16 protein-coding genes are annotated in these 18,671 nt (G+C 65.0%); 14 read left to right on the top strand and 2 right to left on the bottom strand.

Annotated elements, in window-relative coordinates; genetic code table 11:
- The first annotated feature begins 2 nt into the window (after positions 1-2).
- The gene (locus CIW53_RS13100) at positions 3-569 is read left to right on the top strand and encodes a DUF2058 family protein (RefSeq protein WP_149365175.1); all 567 of its coding nucleotides are present in this window, start codon (positions 3-5) and stop codon (positions 567-569) included.
- A 21-nt stretch (positions 570-590) separates the two neighbouring features.
- Here CIW53_RS13100 and CIW53_RS13095 read toward each other — a convergent pair whose 3' ends face one another.
- Entirely contained in the window at positions 591-2,672 is a 2,082-nt protein-coding gene (locus CIW53_RS13095) for a 3-hydroxyacyl-CoA dehydrogenase NAD-binding domain-containing protein (RefSeq protein ID WP_149365174.1), read from the bottom strand.
- Between the two features lie 297 nt (positions 2,673-2,969).
- Between CIW53_RS13095 and CIW53_RS13090 the strand changes: the two genes are divergently transcribed.
- From CIW53_RS13090 to recO, 11 genes are all read left to right on the top strand, one after another.
- On the top strand, positions 2,970-3,464 hold the full coding sequence (locus CIW53_RS13090; RefSeq protein ID WP_149365270.1) for a hypothetical protein: 495 nt from the start codon (positions 2,970-2,972) through the stop codon (positions 3,462-3,464).
- A 13-nt stretch (positions 3,465-3,477) separates the two neighbouring features.
- Complete coding sequence (locus CIW53_RS13085; protein ID WP_149365173.1) at positions 3,478-6,033, top strand: bifunctional diguanylate cyclase/phosphodiesterase; 2,556 nt, start codon at positions 3,478-3,480, stop codon at positions 6,031-6,033.
- 193 nt (positions 6,034-6,226) lie between these two features.
- Positions 6,227-6,823: an RNA polymerase sigma factor RpoE gene (rpoE, locus tag CIW53_RS13080; RefSeq protein ID WP_172969678.1), complete on the top strand. Its 597-nt coding sequence runs from the start codon at positions 6,227-6,229 to the stop codon at positions 6,821-6,823.
- An 11-nt stretch (positions 6,824-6,834) separates the two neighbouring features.
- Positions 6,835-7,482: a sigma-E factor negative regulatory protein gene (locus tag CIW53_RS13075; RefSeq protein WP_242451905.1), complete on the top strand. Its 648-nt coding sequence runs from the start codon at positions 6,835-6,837 to the stop codon at positions 7,480-7,482.
- 143 nt (positions 7,483-7,625) lie between these two features.
- On the top strand, positions 7,626-9,092 hold the full coding sequence (locus tag CIW53_RS13070; protein ID WP_149365170.1) for a DegQ family serine endoprotease: 1,467 nt from the start codon (positions 7,626-7,628) through the stop codon (positions 9,090-9,092).
- A gap of 195 nt (positions 9,093-9,287) precedes the next feature.
- Entirely contained in the window at positions 9,288-11,081 is a 1,794-nt protein-coding gene (gene lepA, locus CIW53_RS13065) for a translation elongation factor 4 (protein ID WP_149365169.1), read from the top strand.
- Positions 11,082-11,101: 20 nt separating this feature from the next.
- A complete protein-coding gene (gene lepB, locus CIW53_RS13060; RefSeq protein ID WP_149365168.1) occupies positions 11,102-12,013 on the top strand; it encodes a signal peptidase I in 912 nt (303 codons plus the stop codon).
- A 198-nt stretch (positions 12,014-12,211) separates the two neighbouring features.
- Entirely contained in the window at positions 12,212-12,595 is a 384-nt protein-coding gene (locus tag CIW53_RS13055; RefSeq protein WP_149365167.1) for a DUF4845 domain-containing protein, read from the top strand.
- A gap of 3 nt (positions 12,596-12,598) precedes the next feature.
- Positions 12,599-13,258, top strand: a complete 660-nt coding sequence (gene rnc / locus CIW53_RS13050) for a ribonuclease III (RefSeq protein WP_149365166.1) — start codon at positions 12,599-12,601, stop codon at positions 13,256-13,258.
- A gap of 120 nt (positions 13,259-13,378) precedes the next feature.
- Positions 13,379-14,311: a GTPase Era gene (gene era / locus CIW53_RS13045; protein WP_149365165.1), complete on the top strand. Its 933-nt coding sequence runs from the start codon at positions 13,379-13,381 to the stop codon at positions 14,309-14,311.
- A gap of 108 nt (positions 14,312-14,419) precedes the next feature.
- Positions 14,420-15,145, top strand: coding sequence for a DNA repair protein RecO (recO, locus tag CIW53_RS13040; protein WP_149365164.1), 726 nt, complete (start codon positions 14,420-14,422; stop codon positions 15,143-15,145).
- Positions 15,146-15,181: 36 nt separating this feature from the next.
- Here recO and CIW53_RS13035 read toward each other — a convergent pair whose 3' ends face one another.
- A complete protein-coding gene (locus CIW53_RS13035) occupies positions 15,182-15,916 on the bottom strand; it encodes a response regulator (protein ID WP_149365163.1) in 735 nt (244 codons plus the stop codon).
- Between the two features lie 45 nt (positions 15,917-15,961).
- On the opposite strand from CIW53_RS13035, the gene CIW53_RS13030 reads away from it, so the two are divergent.
- Both CIW53_RS13030 and CIW53_RS13025 read left to right on the top strand, forming a co-directional pair.
- Positions 15,962-17,983 carry a hypothetical protein gene (locus CIW53_RS13030; RefSeq protein WP_149365162.1) on the top strand — a complete coding sequence of 674 codons (2,022 nt, stop codon included), beginning with the start codon at positions 15,962-15,964 and terminating at the stop codon, positions 17,981-17,983.
- A 46-nt stretch (positions 17,984-18,029) separates the two neighbouring features.
- Positions 18,030-18,638, top strand: coding sequence for a YdbL family protein (locus tag CIW53_RS13025; protein ID WP_149365161.1), 609 nt, complete (start codon positions 18,030-18,032; stop codon positions 18,636-18,638).
- The last annotated feature ends 33 nt before the right edge of the window (positions 18,639-18,671 follow it).

Here is an 18,671-nt window from a genome sequence, read left to right as displayed (position 1 = left end):
GCATGGCCGATTCCCTGCGCGATCAGCTGCTCAAGAGCGGCATCGTCAAACAGGTCCAGCAAGACCGGTCGCGCGAACAAAAGCGCCCGGTCTCCCAGCCTTCCGGCAAAACGGCGCGCAAGAGCGGCAAGCCGCCTGCGCGGCCGACAGGACAGAGCCAGCAGGACATCGATCTGGCCAAAGCCTATGCGATACGGGCACAGACCGAAGCGCGCGAACGCAAACGCATAGAGCAGGAAGCAGCCGAGCAGGCCAGGCTTCGCCGCGAGCGCAAGTTGAAGATCCAGCAATTGCTCGAAGGCCGGACCTTGAACAAGGCCGAGGCCGATCAGCCACGCAACTTCGAATACGGTGGCAAGATCCGCCGCGTGCATGTCGACGCGGCGCAACTGGCGGCACTCAACGCCGGCGAGCTTGGCGTGGTGCAGCAGGCCGGCCGCTACCTGCTGGTCAACCGTGACATCGCCGAACAGGTTCGTGCGCTCGATCCACATCATCTGGCCCTGTTGGTCGATCCAGGGGCCAATGGCATCGGTGACGACGGCGTGCCGGATGACCTGATGTGGTGATCGCGGGGAACGGGAAACGCATCACGCGTCGTGCGTTGCTTCTTGCTTGCCACCGGTATCGGTCAGCGCCTGATGATCCCAGCCATGCTTCGGTTTGAAGCGCTCGCCGTAGCTGCGCGCCAGTTGCTCAAGGCGTGACCTGAGCTGGTCGACGCCAACACTGCGCGCGTACTGGATCGGGCCACCACGGAACGGCGCAAAACCGGTACCGAAGATTACCCCGGCGTCGAGCAGGTCGGCATCGTCGACCACGCCGTCGGCAAGGCAGGCGACGGCTTCGTTCACCATCGGCAGGATCATGCGGTCCTGCAGATCCGGCGGCATCACGTACTCCTTGTCGACCTCGGGTTTTTCCGGCTTGCCGTCTTGCCAGACATACAGGCCTTGGCCGTCCTTCTTGCCGCGCTTGCCGGCATCGAGCTTTTCATCCAGCCCGGGCGGAAGCTCCAGTCCGAGAAACGGAGCGAGTTCCTTGCCGACCGAGGCGCAGACATCCAGACCCACCGTGTCGGCCAGTTCGATCGGACCCATAGGCATGCCGAATTTTTTTGCCTCGCGATCCAGCACCGCGCCTGGGACACCCTCGCTGTACAGGCGCAAGGCTTCCAGCAGATACGGCATCAGAATGCGATTGACCAGGAATCCCGGCGTTCCCTTGACGGCGACCGGCAGCTTGCCGATCGCCTTGCAGAACGCCAGGGCGCGCTTCTCGATGGCCGGATCGAGCTGGTCGTGGCGGACCACCTCGACCAGCGGCATTTGCGCCACCGGGTTGAAGAAATGCAGCCCGAGGAAGCGCCGGGGCGCTTGGAGGCCCTGGCGCAGCTCATCCAGCGGAATGCTGGAGGTGTTGCTGGCGAGAATCTCGTCAGCCTGGAACTGGGGCTCGATCTGGCCGTACAGCGCGCGCTTGGCGTCGGCATTCTCGTAGATCGCTTCGATCGCCAGATCGGCGGAAGCCACGCCGTTGCCATCGACATCGGCGCGGAGCCGGCGGATGGCAGCCTCGACCTTTTCGGGGGACTTCAGCTTCTTCTCGTACAGCTGGCGGGCACGATCCAGCGCCGGCTGGATGTATTTCATCTCGCGGTCCTGCAGGGTCACGTCGAAACCCTTGAGCGCGGCCCACGCGGCGATGTCGCCACCCATCACGCCCGCACCCACCACATGCACATGCCGGATACCCGCCTCGACGCCGCTGCCCTGGCTCTTCAGCCGTTCCTGCAGAAAGAAGATGCGGATCAGGTTCTGGGCTGTAGGCGTCTTTGCCAGCTTCGCCACCGAACGGGCTTCGATCTTCAGTCGTTGCTGGATACCGGAGCCGCCGCGCTTCCATACATCGATCATGGCGAACGGGGCGGGGTAATGCTCCTTGCGCACCTTCGCAGCGGTTTGCTTGAGCATCATCGGCGCGAGGATCTGCCGGGCCAGCCAGGTATTGCTGGCCCAGGCCCTGGCGCGTCGTGCGAAGGGACGCGGCGGCGCATGACGCAGCAACAGGCGCGCCTCGGCCAGCAGTTCCGCGGGGAGGGCGATGCGATCGACCACGCCCAGTTCCAGCGCGCGTCTGGCCGACAGCGACTTGCCGGTAAGCATCAGCGGCAGCGCGTCGGTGGCGCCGATCAGCCTTGGCAGGCGCGCGGTGCCGCCCCAGCCGGGATGGATGCCGAGCATTACCTCGGGCAGCGCGATGCGGGTTTTTTCGTCGTCTGCCGCAATGCGCTGGTGGCAAGCCAGGATCAACTCGGTGCCGCCGCCCATGCAGGCGCCGTGCACGGCAGCCACGGTCGGGCAGGGCAGGCGCGCCAGTGATTCGTAGACGCGCTGGCCGTGTTCGATGTTCTCCAGCACAGTGTCGTGCCGGGCGTACTCGACGAACTCCTTGATGTCGGCCCCCACCGCAAACCCGGCTGGTTTGGCCGAGTGAATGATGACGCCGGCGGGCTTGTCGATCGCCAGCCGCTCGACGATCTGCTCCAGTTCGTCCAGCATGGCGCGGGAGATCGCATTGACGCGACTGTCGGCGCGATCGAGGGTCAGCGTGACAACGCCATCGTCGCCTTCGCTGGTCTGCCAGTGGTTGAAGCGCAATCCTTCGAACATGGGGTTACAAGCGTGATGGATGAGGCATGAACCATACCGTCCCGCTGGCTCGATTGCGAGCTGTGACCGGCGTCCTTGACCGGCGGATGAAGCAGGTGTGAAATCGGCTACCCCACCGGACTGTCCGGCGTGGGCAAGGGGCGCTGCGTGGTTTTCGTGTCGACTCGGCGGCGACTTTCGGTTTTGTCGTGCTTCATTGGACCGGAATTCGTGCCGGCTGGACCATTCACCCGGCGGGTCCCGTGTCGAAACTGCCTTGCCGGGATCACCATGCAGCCACTGCAGGAACGCGATGCAATGATGTCCGCAATGGCCTCCGCTTCACCGCAAGCGGGCACCGAGATTTTCGAGCGCGTGCTGGCTGCGCCCAGCGGATTGGTCCTGCTGGACTGCAAGAATGTCCACGCACTGATCGATCAGTTCCGCGCGCTGGCCCGGCACACCGGCCAGGCGGTCTACCTGTGGCAGCCCGATACCGGCCTGGGCAGCCTGCGCGACGCGCATGTGCGGGTGCCGGATTGCCAGCGACTGGGAAATGCGCTCCGCTACATGCGGCAAAGCATGCATTTCGGCGTCTATTTCCTGATCGGGCTGGAGCTGCCGTTGTCGGCGATGGATGCCACCTTGCTGCGTCAACTGGCGCGTGCACCCAAGGAGCATCTCAGGCGTGTGGTGCTGATCGATGCCCCCGCGGCGCTGGTCGAGCACCTGGGGGATCTGGCCGTGCACCTGGGCAGCGAAGACAGTCAGCCGCGGCGGTTGCGCCTGCGCGACGGTCGCTGGCTGGTTTGAGGCGGACACGCAGATGAATTCCGGCATTCTGCTGATCGCTGCACAGCGTGAGCTGCGACGCAACCTGTTCGATGCGCTCGACGAGGCGGGTTACCCGCATATCTACAGTGCGCGTGACGTGTCGCATGCGGCGATCCTGCTGGAAGGGCGTCCCTCGCTGCAACTCGTGGTGGTGGTTTTTTCCGGCGACGAACAGCAGGCGAAAAGTTGCATCGAGCAGACACGCCGTCTGCCCGGCGGCAGCGGCGCGCCACTGATCGCGGTGTTGTCCGAAGAGGCCTCGTTCAACCCGGCCGACCTGCCGGCGGGGATCGCCGACTGGTTGTCTGCCGAGCAGATCGGTACCGAGCTGCTCGCTCGCTGGCGGCGCTCGCTCGGCAGCCAGCCCAGCCTGTCTGCTCCGGGCCCCCTCCACGGCGGTAGTGAGCCGGGCGATTACCGGTATGTCTTCGAGGAAGGCGACAGCGAGTGGCTGATCGTCGATCCGCAGACCGGACGCTTGCTGGAAGTCAGTCCCACCGTGGCCAGGCACAGCCGGATGCACACGCGCCAATGGGAGGGCCTGGCGTTGTCCGAGGTGCTGCGTTTCGAGGGCGTCGCGATCGCCCAGGTGCTGGCCGAGGCGGATCGCAGCTGGTATCCATGCCAACGCAAATCGGCCCTGGGTGCCGACATCGGCCAGGCCAGCGTGCGTCGCATCCGGCATGCGGGAAAGGAAGCACTGGCGCTGATGTTCCGCAGCGATCGCGCAGACCTGCGGGCGGAGGCTGCGCTGTCGCTGCTGTCGCGCATCTTCGCCTCGACCAGTGGTGTCGACGCGCAAACCGCGGCGGCGCGCCTGTTGTTCGACGAACTGGGGCTGGATTACCTGGTGGTCTGGGCGGCGCGCCAGGACGGCGGCGAAGGGCCGACACAACTGTTGCATCTGTGGAATGGCGATGAGCAGACCTGGCCCGCGCCGCAATTGCAGGGTTCCCTGCAACTGGTACTGGGCGGCAAGCCCATCCTGTACCGGACGGACGCGAAGCGACTGGCTCCGATGGATCCGTTGCTGCAGCAACTCGAATTGACCGGTTTTGCCGGATTGCCGCTGTACGACGAACGCCATGCCGTGCTCGGCGCCATGCTGGCCGGCAGTCGCAAGGGTTTTGGCGAAATGAGCATCATCGAGCCGGTGCTGCGCTGCGCAGCGGCGCGCTTTGCCCAGATGCTCGAGTTGAGCCGCACGCGCGAGCAGGGCCGCGCCGAAGGGCTGGTCGATGCATTGACCGGGCTGCCAAACCGGCTGCTGTTCAATGACCGGCTGGACACGATCATTCGCGAGGCGACCCGCAACGGCGAATGTTTCGCCGTGTTGTTCGTCGATCTGGACCGCTTCAAGGCCATCAACGACACCTACGGCCACGCCGCTGGCGACCAGGCTTTGCGGGTCGTCACGCAGCGACTGTGCGGCAGCATTCGCGCTTCGGATACCGTCGCCCGCTACGCCGGCGACGAGTTCACCATTGTCTTGCGGCATATCGTGAAGAACGACGACGTGCTGCGGGTGGCCGAAAAGATCGTACAGATGATGGAGACGCCGCTGTATCTCGACGACGGCACCGAATTGCAGATCACCGCCTCGATGGGCCTGAGTTTCTTTCCCGACGACGCGGGCGATGCGCAGACCCTGCTCAAGCACGCTGACGAGGCGATGTATGCGGCCAAGCACCAGGGTCGCAACAATTTCCAGATCTACGAAGTAAGCCCGGAATACGCGAAGGAACATGGCATGGCGCTGAAAACGCGACTGCGCCATGCGGAGGGCAACGGCGAGTTGCGGGTGGTCTACCAGCCGCAGGTCGATACCGAGACCGAGGACATCACGGGGATGGAGGCGCTGGTACGCTGGGAACACCCCGAACTGGGCATGATCAGCCCGGCGGTGTTCATTCCGCTGGCCGAGGAAACCGGCCTGATCATCTCGATTGGCGAATGGGTCATGCGCACGGCGTGCCGGCAAGCGCAGGAATGGGAGCAGCGGTACGGCTTGCGACTGCGCCTGGGCGTGAACCTGTCGGCCGTGCAGCTGATGGAGCCGGAGCTGCTGGATACGGTTGTCCGGGCCCTGCGTGACACTGGCCTGGACCCGACCCTGCTGGAGCTGGAGGTTACCGAGAGCATCAGCATCAAGGCCGCGCCGAATCTGGTGGAAAACCTGCACGCGCTGCACAAGCTGGGTTGCCATATCGCGATCGATGATTTCGGCACCGGCGCAGCCTCCCTGGACTACCTGCGCCGCCTGCCGGCCGACCGGATCAAGATCGACCAGAGTTTCGTGCGCAACATCGGCGTCGATCCGGACGATGAGGCCATCGTTCGAGCCACCATCGAGATGGCGCATCGGTTGAAGCGTGCAGTGATCGCCGAGGGCGTGGAAATCGAGCAGCACCTGGAGTTCCTGCGCGCCCACGATTGCGACGAGCTGCAGGGCTACCTGTTTTGCCGCCCGCTGCAGCCGATCAGCTTCGACAAGTTGCTGGCCGAGCGCCAGCGCCTGCTCGAACCGCGGGCCGCCGAACCGGCTTGAGTCGCTTGCGGATGGCCCCATGACGAGTGACACCCTTCCTTCCGACATGACAACTGGGCAACGGACGGTGCGTTATGGTGGGGGAATACCTTCGCAGGCTGAACTTGAGCGCTCGGCAACGGTCTGAGCAGCGCGTTCAGTTTCCAACAAGCTCCCGCAGCGGATGACGGCATTGACGATGGACACGGCCCGGATGGGCGAAAACGAACTGGACCGCGCGCTCGTCGAGCGCGTCCAGAACGGGGACAAACGGGCATTCGATCTGCTGGTGCGCAAGTACCAGCACAAGGTGATCGGGCTGGTTTCGCGTTACGTGAGAAGCCATGCGGAATGCGAGGACATCGCGCAGGAGTCCTTCATCCGCGCATGGCGCGCGATCGGCTCGTTTCGGGGCGATAGCGCGTTCTACACGTGGCTGTACAAGATTGCGGTGAACACCGCCAAGAACCACCTGGTCGCGATGGGCCGACGTCCGCCGGCGGGCGACATCGACGCCGACGATGCCGAATTCCTGGCGGCCGGCGCCGAGCGCATGCACGACAGCGCTACCCCGGAGCGCGAGTTGATGCGCCAGGAAATTGAACAATCCGTGTTTTCCACTGTCCAAGCGTTGCCCGAAGAGCTGCGGACAGCCATCACGCTGCGTGAGGTGGATGGCCTCAGTTACGATGAAATCGCCGAGGCGATGGGCTGCCCGATCGGTACCGTGCGTTCGCGGATCTTCCGGGCACGTGAGGCGATCGACGAAAAACTGCGGCCCCTGTTGTCAGACCGCGAGGATCAGACATGAACCAGGCAGACATGAATCAGCAAATCCGCGAAAGCCTCTCCGCCGGCATCGACGGTGAATTGTCGAAGGAGCAGCTTCGATTCCTGCTGAGTCGACTTGGCCACGATGCGCCAATGCAACAGACCTGGCAGCGCTACCACCTTGCCCGCGATGGTGTGCGCGGAGAGCTGCCGCCGATGGCCAGCGCGGGTTTTGCCGCGAGGGTCATGGCGGCCATCGAACACGATGCGTTGCCGGTGACGACAACCAGGCGCAGCCACTGGCTGCGTTGGTCGGCCGGTGGCGCGATAGCCGCCAGCGTGGCGGCTGCTGCATTGATGATTGCGCAGCCCGCAGGCGATGTGGAGCGCATGACCGCATCGACCACCCGACAAGCCAGCGCGATAGCCAGCGCGCCGCCGGCAATCAGGTCGGTCGCGCCTGCCGCCGTGCCGCCGTGGTTGAGCGGCAATTCCGCCGGGTTGCTCAGCCAGCAGGCTTCCGCGACCCTGGGTGCGCCGTTCGGCGGTAACCAGGCGATGTATCCGCGGCGCCTGTCTGCCTATCCGTCGATGCAGCGGTACCGAACCCTCGACAACAATGATGGCAGCTATCTGCTGCTGCTCGATCCCCGGCAGGGTGCGCCTGATACCTCGCGTGAGAACGCTGCCGCGCAATAACGCGGGGTTGGGCCGATTTCCCGTTCTTGCCGTCCGCCGATTGCACTCATCGACCGGGCCTGTGCCCGTGGCCGGCGTATGCCAGACAGAAGCCGATATTTCCGCCGCGTTCCGGCTGAAGTCAAAACCCCAAGGAGGAGTCCATGAATCGTTCCATCTTGCGCACCTTGGCGTGCGCGGCCGTACTCGCCTTCGCCGCGATCGGCACGGTGCAGGCGCAGGCACCCACGGCGACCGCGGCGCTGCCGGATTTCACCGGCATCGTTCAGAAAAACGCACCCGCCGTGGTGCACGTGGAAGCCAAGTACAGCGGCGAGAACCCGTCGCTGCAGCAATCCATGGGCGGCCAGGCCATGCCAGGCATGCCGGACGACCAGCAGGCCGAGATTCTGCGTCGTTTTTTCGGCATGCCGATGATGCCGTCGCCGCAAGAACAGAAACACACCTCGCTCGGTTCGGGTTTCATCATTTCCCCGGACGGCTACATCCTCACCAACAACCACGTGGTCGACCATGCGGACAAGGTCACCGTGCGTCTGCAGGATCGACGCACCCTGACGGCCAAAGTGGTCGGCACCGACCCCACCTATGACATCGCCTTGCTCAAGGTCGACGCCGGCAGCAGCCTGCCGGCCGTCCACATCGGTGATTCGCGCACGCTGAAGCCGGGTCAATGGGTGCTGGCGATCGGCTCGCCGTTCGGCTTCGACTACACCGTGACCCAGGGCATCGTCAGCGCGGTGGGGCGCAATCTCGGCGGACAGGATCAGCCCTACACCTCGTTCATCCAGACCGACGTGCCGATCAACCGCGGCAATTCCGGCGGCCCGCTGTTCGACTTGCAGGGGCGCGTGGTCGGCATCAATTCGCAGATCTATTCCAACACTGGCGACTATCTCGGCGTGTCGTTCTCGATCCCGATCGACGTGGCGATGAACGCGGTGCAGCAGCTCAAGAGCAAGGGTTACGTGTCGCGTGGCCAACTCGGCGTGACCATGACCACCGTCAGCGAAGACATCGTCAAGGCGTTCAAGCTGGACAATGGTGCCGGTGCCGCCGTCGTCGACGTGACCCCGGACAGCGGCGCGGCCAAGGCCGGCATCCAGCCCGGCGACATCATCCTGTCCTACAACGGCCAGGTGCTGCATCAGGCTTCGGATCTCCCGCCGCTGGTCGGCCTGACCAAGCCGGGCAGCAAGGTGCCGGTGGAAATTCTGCGCAACGGCAAGAAGCAGACCTTGCAGGTGACCATCAGCGAAGCCAAGCGTGACCAGAACGCGGTGAACAATCAGAGTGCTTCCTCATCGGAACACAGCGGCTCGGCCGCGCTGGGCCTCACCGTGGAGTCGCTCGACAGCGACACTCGCAAGCAGCTCGGCCTGAAGGCAGGGCAGGGTGTGGTGATCAGCGATATCACCGGTCCGGTGGCGGCGCAGGCTGGCCTGCGTCCGGGCGACGTGATCACCATGGTCAACCAGCAGAAGATCGGCAGCGTGGCCGAGTTCAAGGCAGCGACGAAAGACGTGAAACCCGGCAGCACGGTGCTGTTGCTGGTGCACCGCGACGATCGGAGCAACTTCATCGGCCTGACCGTGCCGGACAGCAAATAGTCCCTTGCCAGCCAGCGCGTCACGATGGCAAAGCGGGCGTTCATCCATGCCGGATGGCGCCCGCTTTGCATTGGCTCGTGCATGGCAACGGCGGGTTCCATGCGATAATGCGGGGTTAGCGTCGCCCAATGGCGATGCGCTGTCACGCATGGTGCGTGGTGGCAAGCTCCCAGCTCGACAGGCCGCCAGCGCTCCATGGAATTGATCCGCAACTTCTCCATCATCGCCCACATCGACCACGGCAAATCGACCCTGGCCGATCGCATCATCCATCTGTGCGGCGGCCTGGCCACGCGCGAGATGGAAGCGCAGGTGCTGGACAACAATCCGATCGAGCGCGAGCGCGGCATCACCATCAAGGCGCAGTCGGTGTCGTTGCCGTACACCGCGCGCAATGGCAAGACCTACCAGCTCAATTTCATCGACACGCCCGGTCACGTCGACTTCTCCTACGAAGTCAGCCGCTCGCTGGCCGCCTGCGAGGGCGCGCTGCTGGTGGTGGATGCGGCACAGGGCGTCGAGGCGCAGTCCGTCGCCAACTGCTACACCGCCGTGGAGATGGGCCTGGAAGTGGTGCCGGTGCTGAACAAGATCGACCTGCCCACTGCCGACATCGAGAAAGTGAAAGGCGAGATCGAGGCGGTGATCGGCATCGACGCCACCGATGCGGTGGCGATCAGTGCGAAGACCGGCCTCAACGTGGTCGAGGTGCTGGAGGCGATCGTCGCGCGCATCCCGCCGCCCAAGCCGCGCGATACCGATCGGCTGCAGGCGCTGATCATCGATTCCTGGTTCGACAACTACCTCGGCGTGGTATCGCTGGTGCGCGTGATGCAGGGCGAGATCAAGCCCGGCGACAAGCTGCTGGTGATGTCTACCGGGCGCACCCACGAGGTGGACGACGTCGGTGTGTTCACGCCCAAGCGCAAGAAGCTGGACAAGCTCGGCGCCGGCGAAGTGGGCTGGATCAACGCCTCGATCAAGGACGTGCACGGCGCACCGGTGGGCGACACGCTGACCCACGCCGGCAAGCCCGCCGACAAGGCGCTGCCCGGCTTCCAGACCATGCAGCCGCGCGTGTTCGCCGGCCTGTTTCCGGTGTCGTCGGACGACTTCCCGGCGATGCGCGAGGCGCTGGACAAACTGCGCCTCAACGACGCCGCGCTGTTCTTCGAGCCGGAGTCGTCCGAGGCGATGGGCTTCGGCTTCCGCTGCGGCTTCCTCGGCATGCTGCACATGGAGATCGTGCAGGAGCGGCTGGAGCGCGAATACGACCTGAACCTGATCACCACCGCGCCCACCGTGGTGTACGAGGTGCTCAAGACCGACGGCTCGATCCTGATGCTGGACAACCCGGCCAAGCTGCCGACCAACTCCAGCCTGGTGCAGGAAATCCGCGAGCCGATCATCGTCGCCAATATCCTCACGCCGCCGGACTACATCGGCAACGTGATCACCCTGTGCGAGGAGAAGCGCGGCGTGCAGCGTTCGATCCAGTACCTGGCGACCCAGGTGCAGATCAGCTACGAGATGCCGCTGGCCGAGGTGGTGATGGATTTCTTCGACCGGCTGAAATCCGTGTCGCGCGGCTACGCCTCGATGGATTATCACTTCGAGCGCTTCGAGGCCGGCCCGTTCGTGCGGGTGGACGTGCTGATCAACGGCGAGCGCGTCGACGCGCTGAGCCTGATCCTGCATCGCAGCCACGCCGACCGCAAAGGTCGCGAACTGGTCGAGCGGATGAAGGACCTGATCCCGCGCCAGCAGTTCGACGTGGCGATCCAGGCGGCGATCGGCGCGCAGATCGTGGCGCGATCCACCGTGAAAGCGTTGCGCAAGAATGTGCTGGCCAAATGCTATGGCGGCGATGTCAGCCGCAAGAAGAAATTGCTGGAGAAGCAGAAGGAAGGCAAGAAGCGCATGAAGCAAGTGGGTCGGGTGGAGATCCCGCAGGAAGCCTTCCTGGCCGTTTTGAGAGTCGATAAATAGTTTGTCCGCAGGAGCAACACATGGATTTTGATTTTTCGGCGATTCTGCTTGGCCTCACCGTGCTGTTCGGCGTGGTGTGGGGTCTGGACAGACTGTTCCTGTACCGCAGGCGCAAGACCCGCCTCGACGCAGCCGGCGAGGAATATCGCGACCCGATGCCGGTGGACTGGGCGCGCTCGCTGTTCCCGGTGGTGCTGGTGGTGTTGCTGCTGCGTTCGTTCGTGGCCGAGCCGTTTCGCATTCCATCCGGTTCGATGATGCCGACGCTGGACGTGGGCGATTTCATCCTGGTCAACAAGTTCGCCTACGGCCTGCGCCTGCCGGCGTTCAACAACAAGTTCGTCGACCTGGGCGAGCCCAAGCGTGGCGACGTGGTCGTGTTCCGTTTTCCCGGCTACCTGTGCCATGACGGCGACAAACTGGTACGCAGCGGCGACATGAGCTGTAACGATCCGCATGCCCCGGTGCAGCAGCAGAACTGGATCAAGCGGGTGATCGGCCTGCCCGGCGACAGCATCGAAGTGCATGGCGCCGATCTTTGGGTCAACGGCCAGCCGGTGACCGCCGACGAAATCGGTCCGTACGAGGGCAATCCGCAGCGCAGCGTGGATCAAACCATGCTGGGCATGGGTGCCACGGTCTGGAACGAGCACCTGAAGCGTGAGGACGGCAGCGCCGTCAATCACCTGATCGCACGGATGCCCGCCTACACCACGCCCAATTCGATCCCGAACGACCGCGTGCCCTCGAAGGTGCCTGCAGGTTGCTACCTGGTGATGGGCGACAACCGCAACGACAGCCTCGACAGCCGCTGGTGGGGCTGCATGCCGGAGAAAAATCTCGCCGGCAAGGCTTTCCTGATCTGGATGAGCTGGAAGGGTTGGGGCACCGGCGGGGTGGACTTCTCGCGGATCGGCACGGTCATCCATTGACCGGATGCCGCTCCAGTCGACCAGGTCCGGACACGTCAGGCTCAACAGTGCGAGAATCCGCTGGCACAATCGGCGCATCGACCCGTACGGGCGCCCTTTGATGCGAAGGGGAATCACTTTGGAGGCATGGCCGTTTGCGGCCATGTTTCACGTAATCGACAGATCGGCACGCCGCGCAGGCGGCCTAGCGAGGGGACTATGAAATCCAAGCAGTCGGGTGTCACCTTGATCGGGTTTCTGATCATCATGGCCATCGTGGCCTTCCTGGCCTACATGGCCATGAAACTGTTGCCGTCGTACTCCGAGTTTCTCGGCGTAACCAAGGCGATGAACCAGATCGCGACCGAGGGCACCAATGGCAAGTCGCTGGACGCAATCCGCCACGAGCTGATGTTCAAGATGAACTTCCAGTACGTCGACGACGCCACCATCAAGCCGGCGAACATCACCATCGTGCGCCAATCCGGGGGCGCCAATGAGTTGCGCGTGGCCTACCAGAAGCAGATTCCGTTCATGTACAACATCGACTTCCTGCTCCACTTCGAGAAGAACGTGCCGCTGCAGGGCAATGTAGGGCAGTAACTTTTGGAACTGAATTACCGCTTTCGCGATCCGGCGCTGACCGAGCTGGCGCTGACCCACCGCAGCATCGGCAAGCCGAACAACGAGCGGCTGGAGTTTCTCGGCGACGCCCTGCTCGGCGCGATCATCGCCGAGATGTTGTACGAGGCGCATCCGAAGGCCAGCGAAGGCGAGCTGTCGCGGCTGCGGGCGCAACTGGTCAACGGCCAGGCGCTGGCCGTGGTGGCGCGTGAGCTGGATCTGGGCGACGGGCTGAAACTCGGGCCGGGCGAACTGAAGAGCGGCGGGTTCCGGCGCGATTCGATCCTGGCCGACGCGTTCGAGGCACTGGTGGCCGCGGTCTACCTGGACGGCGGTTTCGATGCCTGCCGCGACACCGTGCGCGGGCTGTTCAACGAACGCATCGTCGCGTTGCGCCGATCCTCCAAGGACGCCAAGACGCGACTGCAGGAATGGCTGCAGGCCAAGGGCCTGCCGCTGCCGCAGTACGAGCTGGTCGCCAGCCATGGCGAGGATCACGCCAAGACGTTCGATGTCAGCTGCACCATCGTCGAGCCGCTGCCGCTCACCGCAGCGGCCCAGGCCGGCAACCGCCGCGCAGCCGAGCAGGACGCCGCCGAGAGCGTGCTCAACCAGTTGCTGGAACAGCAGCGCAATCCCTGATTTTCACCTTTTGCCGAAGCGCCCGCCGGACCGGCGGGACGTGGCGTGGCGGACCGTCCGCCGCAGCCGCTTTCGGCGAAGCACTACACTTGTCATCCGACCCGCCGAGCACTTCACGTCATGAACCACGAACTGGACACCGCCGCCGGCACCCTGCCGCATGAGAATTTCCGATGCGGCATGGTCGCGCTGGCCGGACGACCGAACGTGGGCAAGTCGACTCTGCTCAACGCCCTGATCGGTTTTCGCCTGTCGATCATCAGCCCGCGGCCGCAGACCACCCGCCATCGCATCCTCGGCATCAATACCAGCGAGGCCGGGCAGATCATGTATGTCGATACACCCGGCCTGCATCGCGGCGCCAAGAAGGCGATGAACCGCAGCCTCAACCGTGCCGCGCGTTCGGCGATCAGCGACGTCGACCTGGTGGTGCAGGTGATCGAGGCCGGCCGCTTCACCGACGAGGACGAGGCGCTGTACGCCGCGCTGGTCGAGCAGTCGTCGCCGCGCCTGCTGGTGATCAACAAGGTCGACCTCAACAAGGACAAGACGGTGATGCTGCCGTTCGTGGCCGAGCTGGTGGCCAGACACAGCTACGACGAAATCCACTACGTCAGCGCGCTCAAGGGGCAAGGGCTGAAGGAGCTGGAACAGGCGATCCTGAAGCGCCTGCCGGTGCAGCCGCCGGTATACGGCGAAGACGAAGTCACCGACCGCAGCGAGCGCTTCCTCGCCGCCGAGATGGTGCGCGAGCAGCTGATGCTGCGGCTCGACCAGGAGCTGCCGTACGCCACCACGGTCGAGATCGAGCAGTTCAACGACCGTCCCGACGGCATCGCCGAGATCCACGCGATCATCTGGGTCGAGCGCGACGGCCAGAAGGCCATCGTGATCGGCAACGGCGGCGCCCAGCTCAAGGCCATCGGCACCAGCGCCCGCCGCCACATGGAGCGCATGTTCGAGCGTAAAGTGTTCCTCAAGCTGTGGGTGAAGGTGCGCGAGGGCTGGGTCGACGACGAGAACATGCTGAAGAAATTCGGCTATACGGATTGAGAGCGGGAAACAGGGAACAGGGAACGGGTAAGAGCAAGCTGCCGCGCGCTATCGTGTTTTCCATTCCCCATTCCCCATTCCCCGTTCCCCGTTCCCCGCCCCTGACCCATGCGCCTCGAACAGCAACCCGGCTACGTCCTGCATGCGCGCCCCTATCGCGAGACGTCGCTGCTGCTCGAATGCCTGACTCGTGAGCATGGCCGGCTCGGCGTGGTGGCGCGCGGCGTGCGCGGCGAACGCTCGCGCCTGCGCCGGGCCCAGCTGGAGCCGTTCCAGCCGTTGGCAATGGACCTGCTGCTGCGCGGCGAGATGGCCACGCTGACCGGAGTCGAAACGGTAGGCACGCCATCGCGCCTGCCCGGCGATGCCGGCCTGGCCGGGCTGTATCTCAACGAGCTGGTGGTGCGTCTGACCGGCCGGCAGGATCCGGTTTCCGCGTTGTTCGATGCCTACGCACAGACCCTGACGCGGCTGGCCGCTGGTGAATCGCTGGCGTGGAGCCTGCGCCGTTTCGAGCGCGATCTGCTGGAGGCGATCGGCTACGGCCTGCAGTTGCACCACGATTCGAACGATGGCGAGGCGCTGGTGCCGGAGGCATCCTATCGTTATCTGGTCGAACAGGGCGCCGTGCGCTGCGCCGCCAGTCATCCGCAGGCATTGCGCGGCAGCGATCTGCTCGCGCTGGCGCAGGACCGGATGCCCGACAACGCCGGGCTGAAAAGCCTCCGCGACATGATGCGCGAGATCATCCGTTTTCATCTCGGTGGCGGCGAGTTGCGCGCCTGGCGGGTGCTGGCCATGGCGGTGTCGCGTCGTCCGGACACCGAACGCTAGGTTCGGCGACCCACGCGCTTCTCCGCCGCGCGGACCCTAGCCGTCCAGCGCCTGCAGTGTGGCCCGCAACGCCTTGCGAAAACGCGCCAGTACGCCGGTGGTCACGGCGCGGTGCGGCAGCCGCTTCTGCAGCAGAACGACCTGGACCGACAACGTCGTGGCACCGCAGAAGCCGCAGGACGAGCGCAGCCGATGCAGGCGCTCGCCGAACCGGTCCGGCTCGCGGCTCACCGCCTCGAGTTCCCGATCGAGCAGGATCAGCTCCTCACGCAGCAGCAGCCGCAGTGCGCGCATCGTGACGGGGTCGCCCGAGGTGGCCAGCGCGGCGTGATCATCCAGCATGCCGGCGTCGCTGCGGTCCGGTTGCGCCAGCGCCAAGGTGCGTTGCAGGTCGGCCAGGCTGCAAGGCTTCAGCAGCAACTCGCTGAAGCCGGCGGCAAGCAGCGCCGAGCGCTCGGCCGGTTCCAGCTCGGCACTGGTGGCGACGGCGATGCCATCGGCCGAACGGGCCTGGCCATCGTTGCGCAGCGCGGTGAGAATCTGCAGCGCGCCGGCCCCCGGCATGCGGCAATCCAGCAGCAGCAGGTCGAACGCCTGCTCGCGGGCAAATTGCAGTGCTGCGCTGCCTTCGGTGCAGATCTCCACCTGCGCCCCCAGCGAACGCATGCCGTCACCGAGGAAACGGCAGCTGGCCGGATCGTCGTCCGCCACCAGGACCCTGGGGCAGGCCGATTCGGCGGAATGGAAACGGTCGCAAAGCGGGCTGGTCATGACGAAATCCTTGTCGTTCAGCTTAATTTGGCAGAATGGCCCGACATGCGTCCGACATCAAGCCACCTTTTTCTGTGTTGCTGCCTGCTGCTGGCGATCGGCTGGAGCCTGCCCGCGCGCGCGGATGTGCTGCTGACGGCGAAGTCGGTCAGCATGCCCGGGGTACGCTTGCAGGCGGTTACCGTCAGCCTCGCCGAAGATCCCGCCGGCGGGCTTCATCTGCAATTGCATGCCGACCGGGCGGATGTTCCGGCGATGGGATGGCGGCGGCTGGGGCTGACCCTCGATGGCAACCTGCGGCGGGACGATCGCCTGCGCTGGATCCTCGACGGCAACGTGCAACTGGCCGGTGCGCCGGGTGGTGCGCTCAGCGATGCCCAGGCGAACATCGTGCTCAGCCAGGCGGCCAACACCTTGTTGGTCGATCTCGTCCAGAACAAGGCGCACGCAAGTACCGCGTTGCCGCTGGACCAGCCCACGCATGCGCAGATCAAGCTGGACAATCTCCCCGCCGGCTGGCTGCAGGGACTGCTCGGCACGGTCTGGTCGGGCCGAACCACCGGGGGGCGGGTGGACGCCGAACTGGCACTGGATCTGCGCGACAACGGCGTGCAGTCCTCCGGCCAGTTCACGCTCGACGACGTCGGTTTCGATACGCCCAGCGGCACGCTCGCCGGGCAACAACTGAACGGCTCGGGCCGGTTCAGCCTCGATACCACGAACGGTCCGGCCCGGATGGATCTGGACGCCAGCCTGCGTGGCGGTGAGCTTCTGCTGGGCCCGCTTTATGCCAGCCTGCCGGATCATCCGGTGCAGATCGGCCTGCGTGCCAGCGCGGAGAAGGGCGCTTTGGAATTGAGCCGGTTGCGTGTGACCGATGCCGATGCCCTGCAGCTCGACGGCGCGCTGGCATTCGATGCGAAAGGCACGTTGAAGACACTGAAGCTCGATCGACTGCATGCCAGTTTTCCGGCCGCCTACCAGCGTTACGGCAAGGCCTGGCTGAGCACGCTCGGCCTGCGCGACATGCGCATCGAAGGCCAGCTCAACGGCAGTCTGGATTTGCGTGCGGACGGGCCGCGCAGCTTTGCGTTCAGCACCGACGGGCTGGACCTGGCCGACGCCGATGGCCGGCTGGCCATCGCCGGTCTGCACGGCGGGTTGGACTGGTCGATCACCGATGACCGGCCGGCGACCACCTTGGGTTGGCGCAGCCTGCAGTTCTACAAGATACCCAGCGGCGCCGCGCAGGCGTCATGGCAAAGCCGAGGCGGCACGCTCAGCCTGCAGCAGCCGCTGCCGATGCCGCTGCTGGGAGGCCAATTGCGCGTCGGCGAGCTGGACTGGCGCCCGGGCGCGGCCAAGGGGCAACGGCTGGAAACCTCACTGGTGCTGACCGGGGTCGACATGGCCGCCTTCAGCAAGGCGATAGGCTGGCCAGCCTTCCCGGGTACGCTCGCGGGCGCGATCCCGTCGCTGCGCTGGGTCGACGATCGCTTCGAGTTGCAGGGCGGCCTTTCCGCCAGCCTGTTCGACGGTTACATGGACATCACCCGACTTTCGCTGCAGCAGCCGTTCGGACCCAATCCGGTGCTGAGCGGCGACATTGCGTTGAAGCAGCTCGACCTGGCGCAGATCACCAGCGTATTCGACTTCGGCAGCATCACCGGCCGGCTCGACGGCTCCATCAACGACCTGCGGCTGGTCGGCTGGAGCCCGGTCGCATTCAAGGCCAGCCTGCTCGCCGGCAGCGGCGGGCGGATCAGCCAGCGCGCAGTGAACAACCTCACTGCGGTCGGTGGCGGCGGGATTGCCGCTGGCCTGCAGGGTGCCGTGCTGAAATTGTTCAAGACCTTCGGCTACAAGCAGATCGGCCTCAATTGCACATTGCAGGGCACGGTCTGCCAGATGAGTGGTCTGGAGCCGACCGACGACGGCTACACTATCGTCGAAGGCAGTGGCTTGCCGCGACTGCAGGTGATCGGCCACCAGACCCAGGTCGACTGGCCCACCCTGGTTCAACGATTGCATGACGCCATCAACGGGGCGGGTCCGCAGGTCCGTTGACGGCATGCCGCCGCAGTCTTTTCCCTTTCAATCGCTGGAGTCCATCATGCGCAAGCTCGTCTACGTCATCCTGACCTCGCTGGCCGTGGCGTTGGCCGGCTGCGTCACCATCAACGTGTATTTCCCCGAGGCCGCAGCGCAGAAGGCGGCGGACCAGTTCATCGGCAACGTGCTGGAGGGAACCGCGCCCTATGCCACTCCCGCACCGAAAGAACCGACCCCGGCCGTGCAGAACGACGGCCAGCACCCTTCGGCGATGCTGCTCGATCTGCTGATCCCGTCCGCCTACGCCGCCGATGTGCCGAACATCCGCATCCAGACCAGCGCCACCGAGGCGATTCGTGGCCGCATGCATGCGCGCTTCCAGGGCGCGCTGGGCGATCTGCTGGACAGCGGTGCCGTCGGCTTCACCCGTGACGGCATGGTCGCCATGCGCGACGCCGCCAAGGTGCCGCTGAGCCAGCGCGCCCAGGCGAACGCCACGGTAGCCGACGAAAACCGCGATCGCGCCGCGCTCTACCGCGAAATCGCCCATGCCAACAACCATCCGGAGTGGGAGTCGCAGATCCGCGCCACCTTCGCCAAGAGCTGGATCGAAAAGGCTCGTGCCGGCTGGTATTACCAGGACGCTTCCGGCGCCTGGCAAAAGAAGTAGGTCCCTGTGTGGGAGCGGCTTCAGCCGCGATGC

This window comes from Rhodanobacter sp. T12-5 (genome assembly GCF_008329435.1).
Taxonomy (GTDB): Bacteria; Pseudomonadota; Gammaproteobacteria; order Xanthomonadales; family Rhodanobacteraceae; genus Rhodanobacter.
This window is presented reverse-complemented; position numbering and strand designations above follow the sequence as displayed.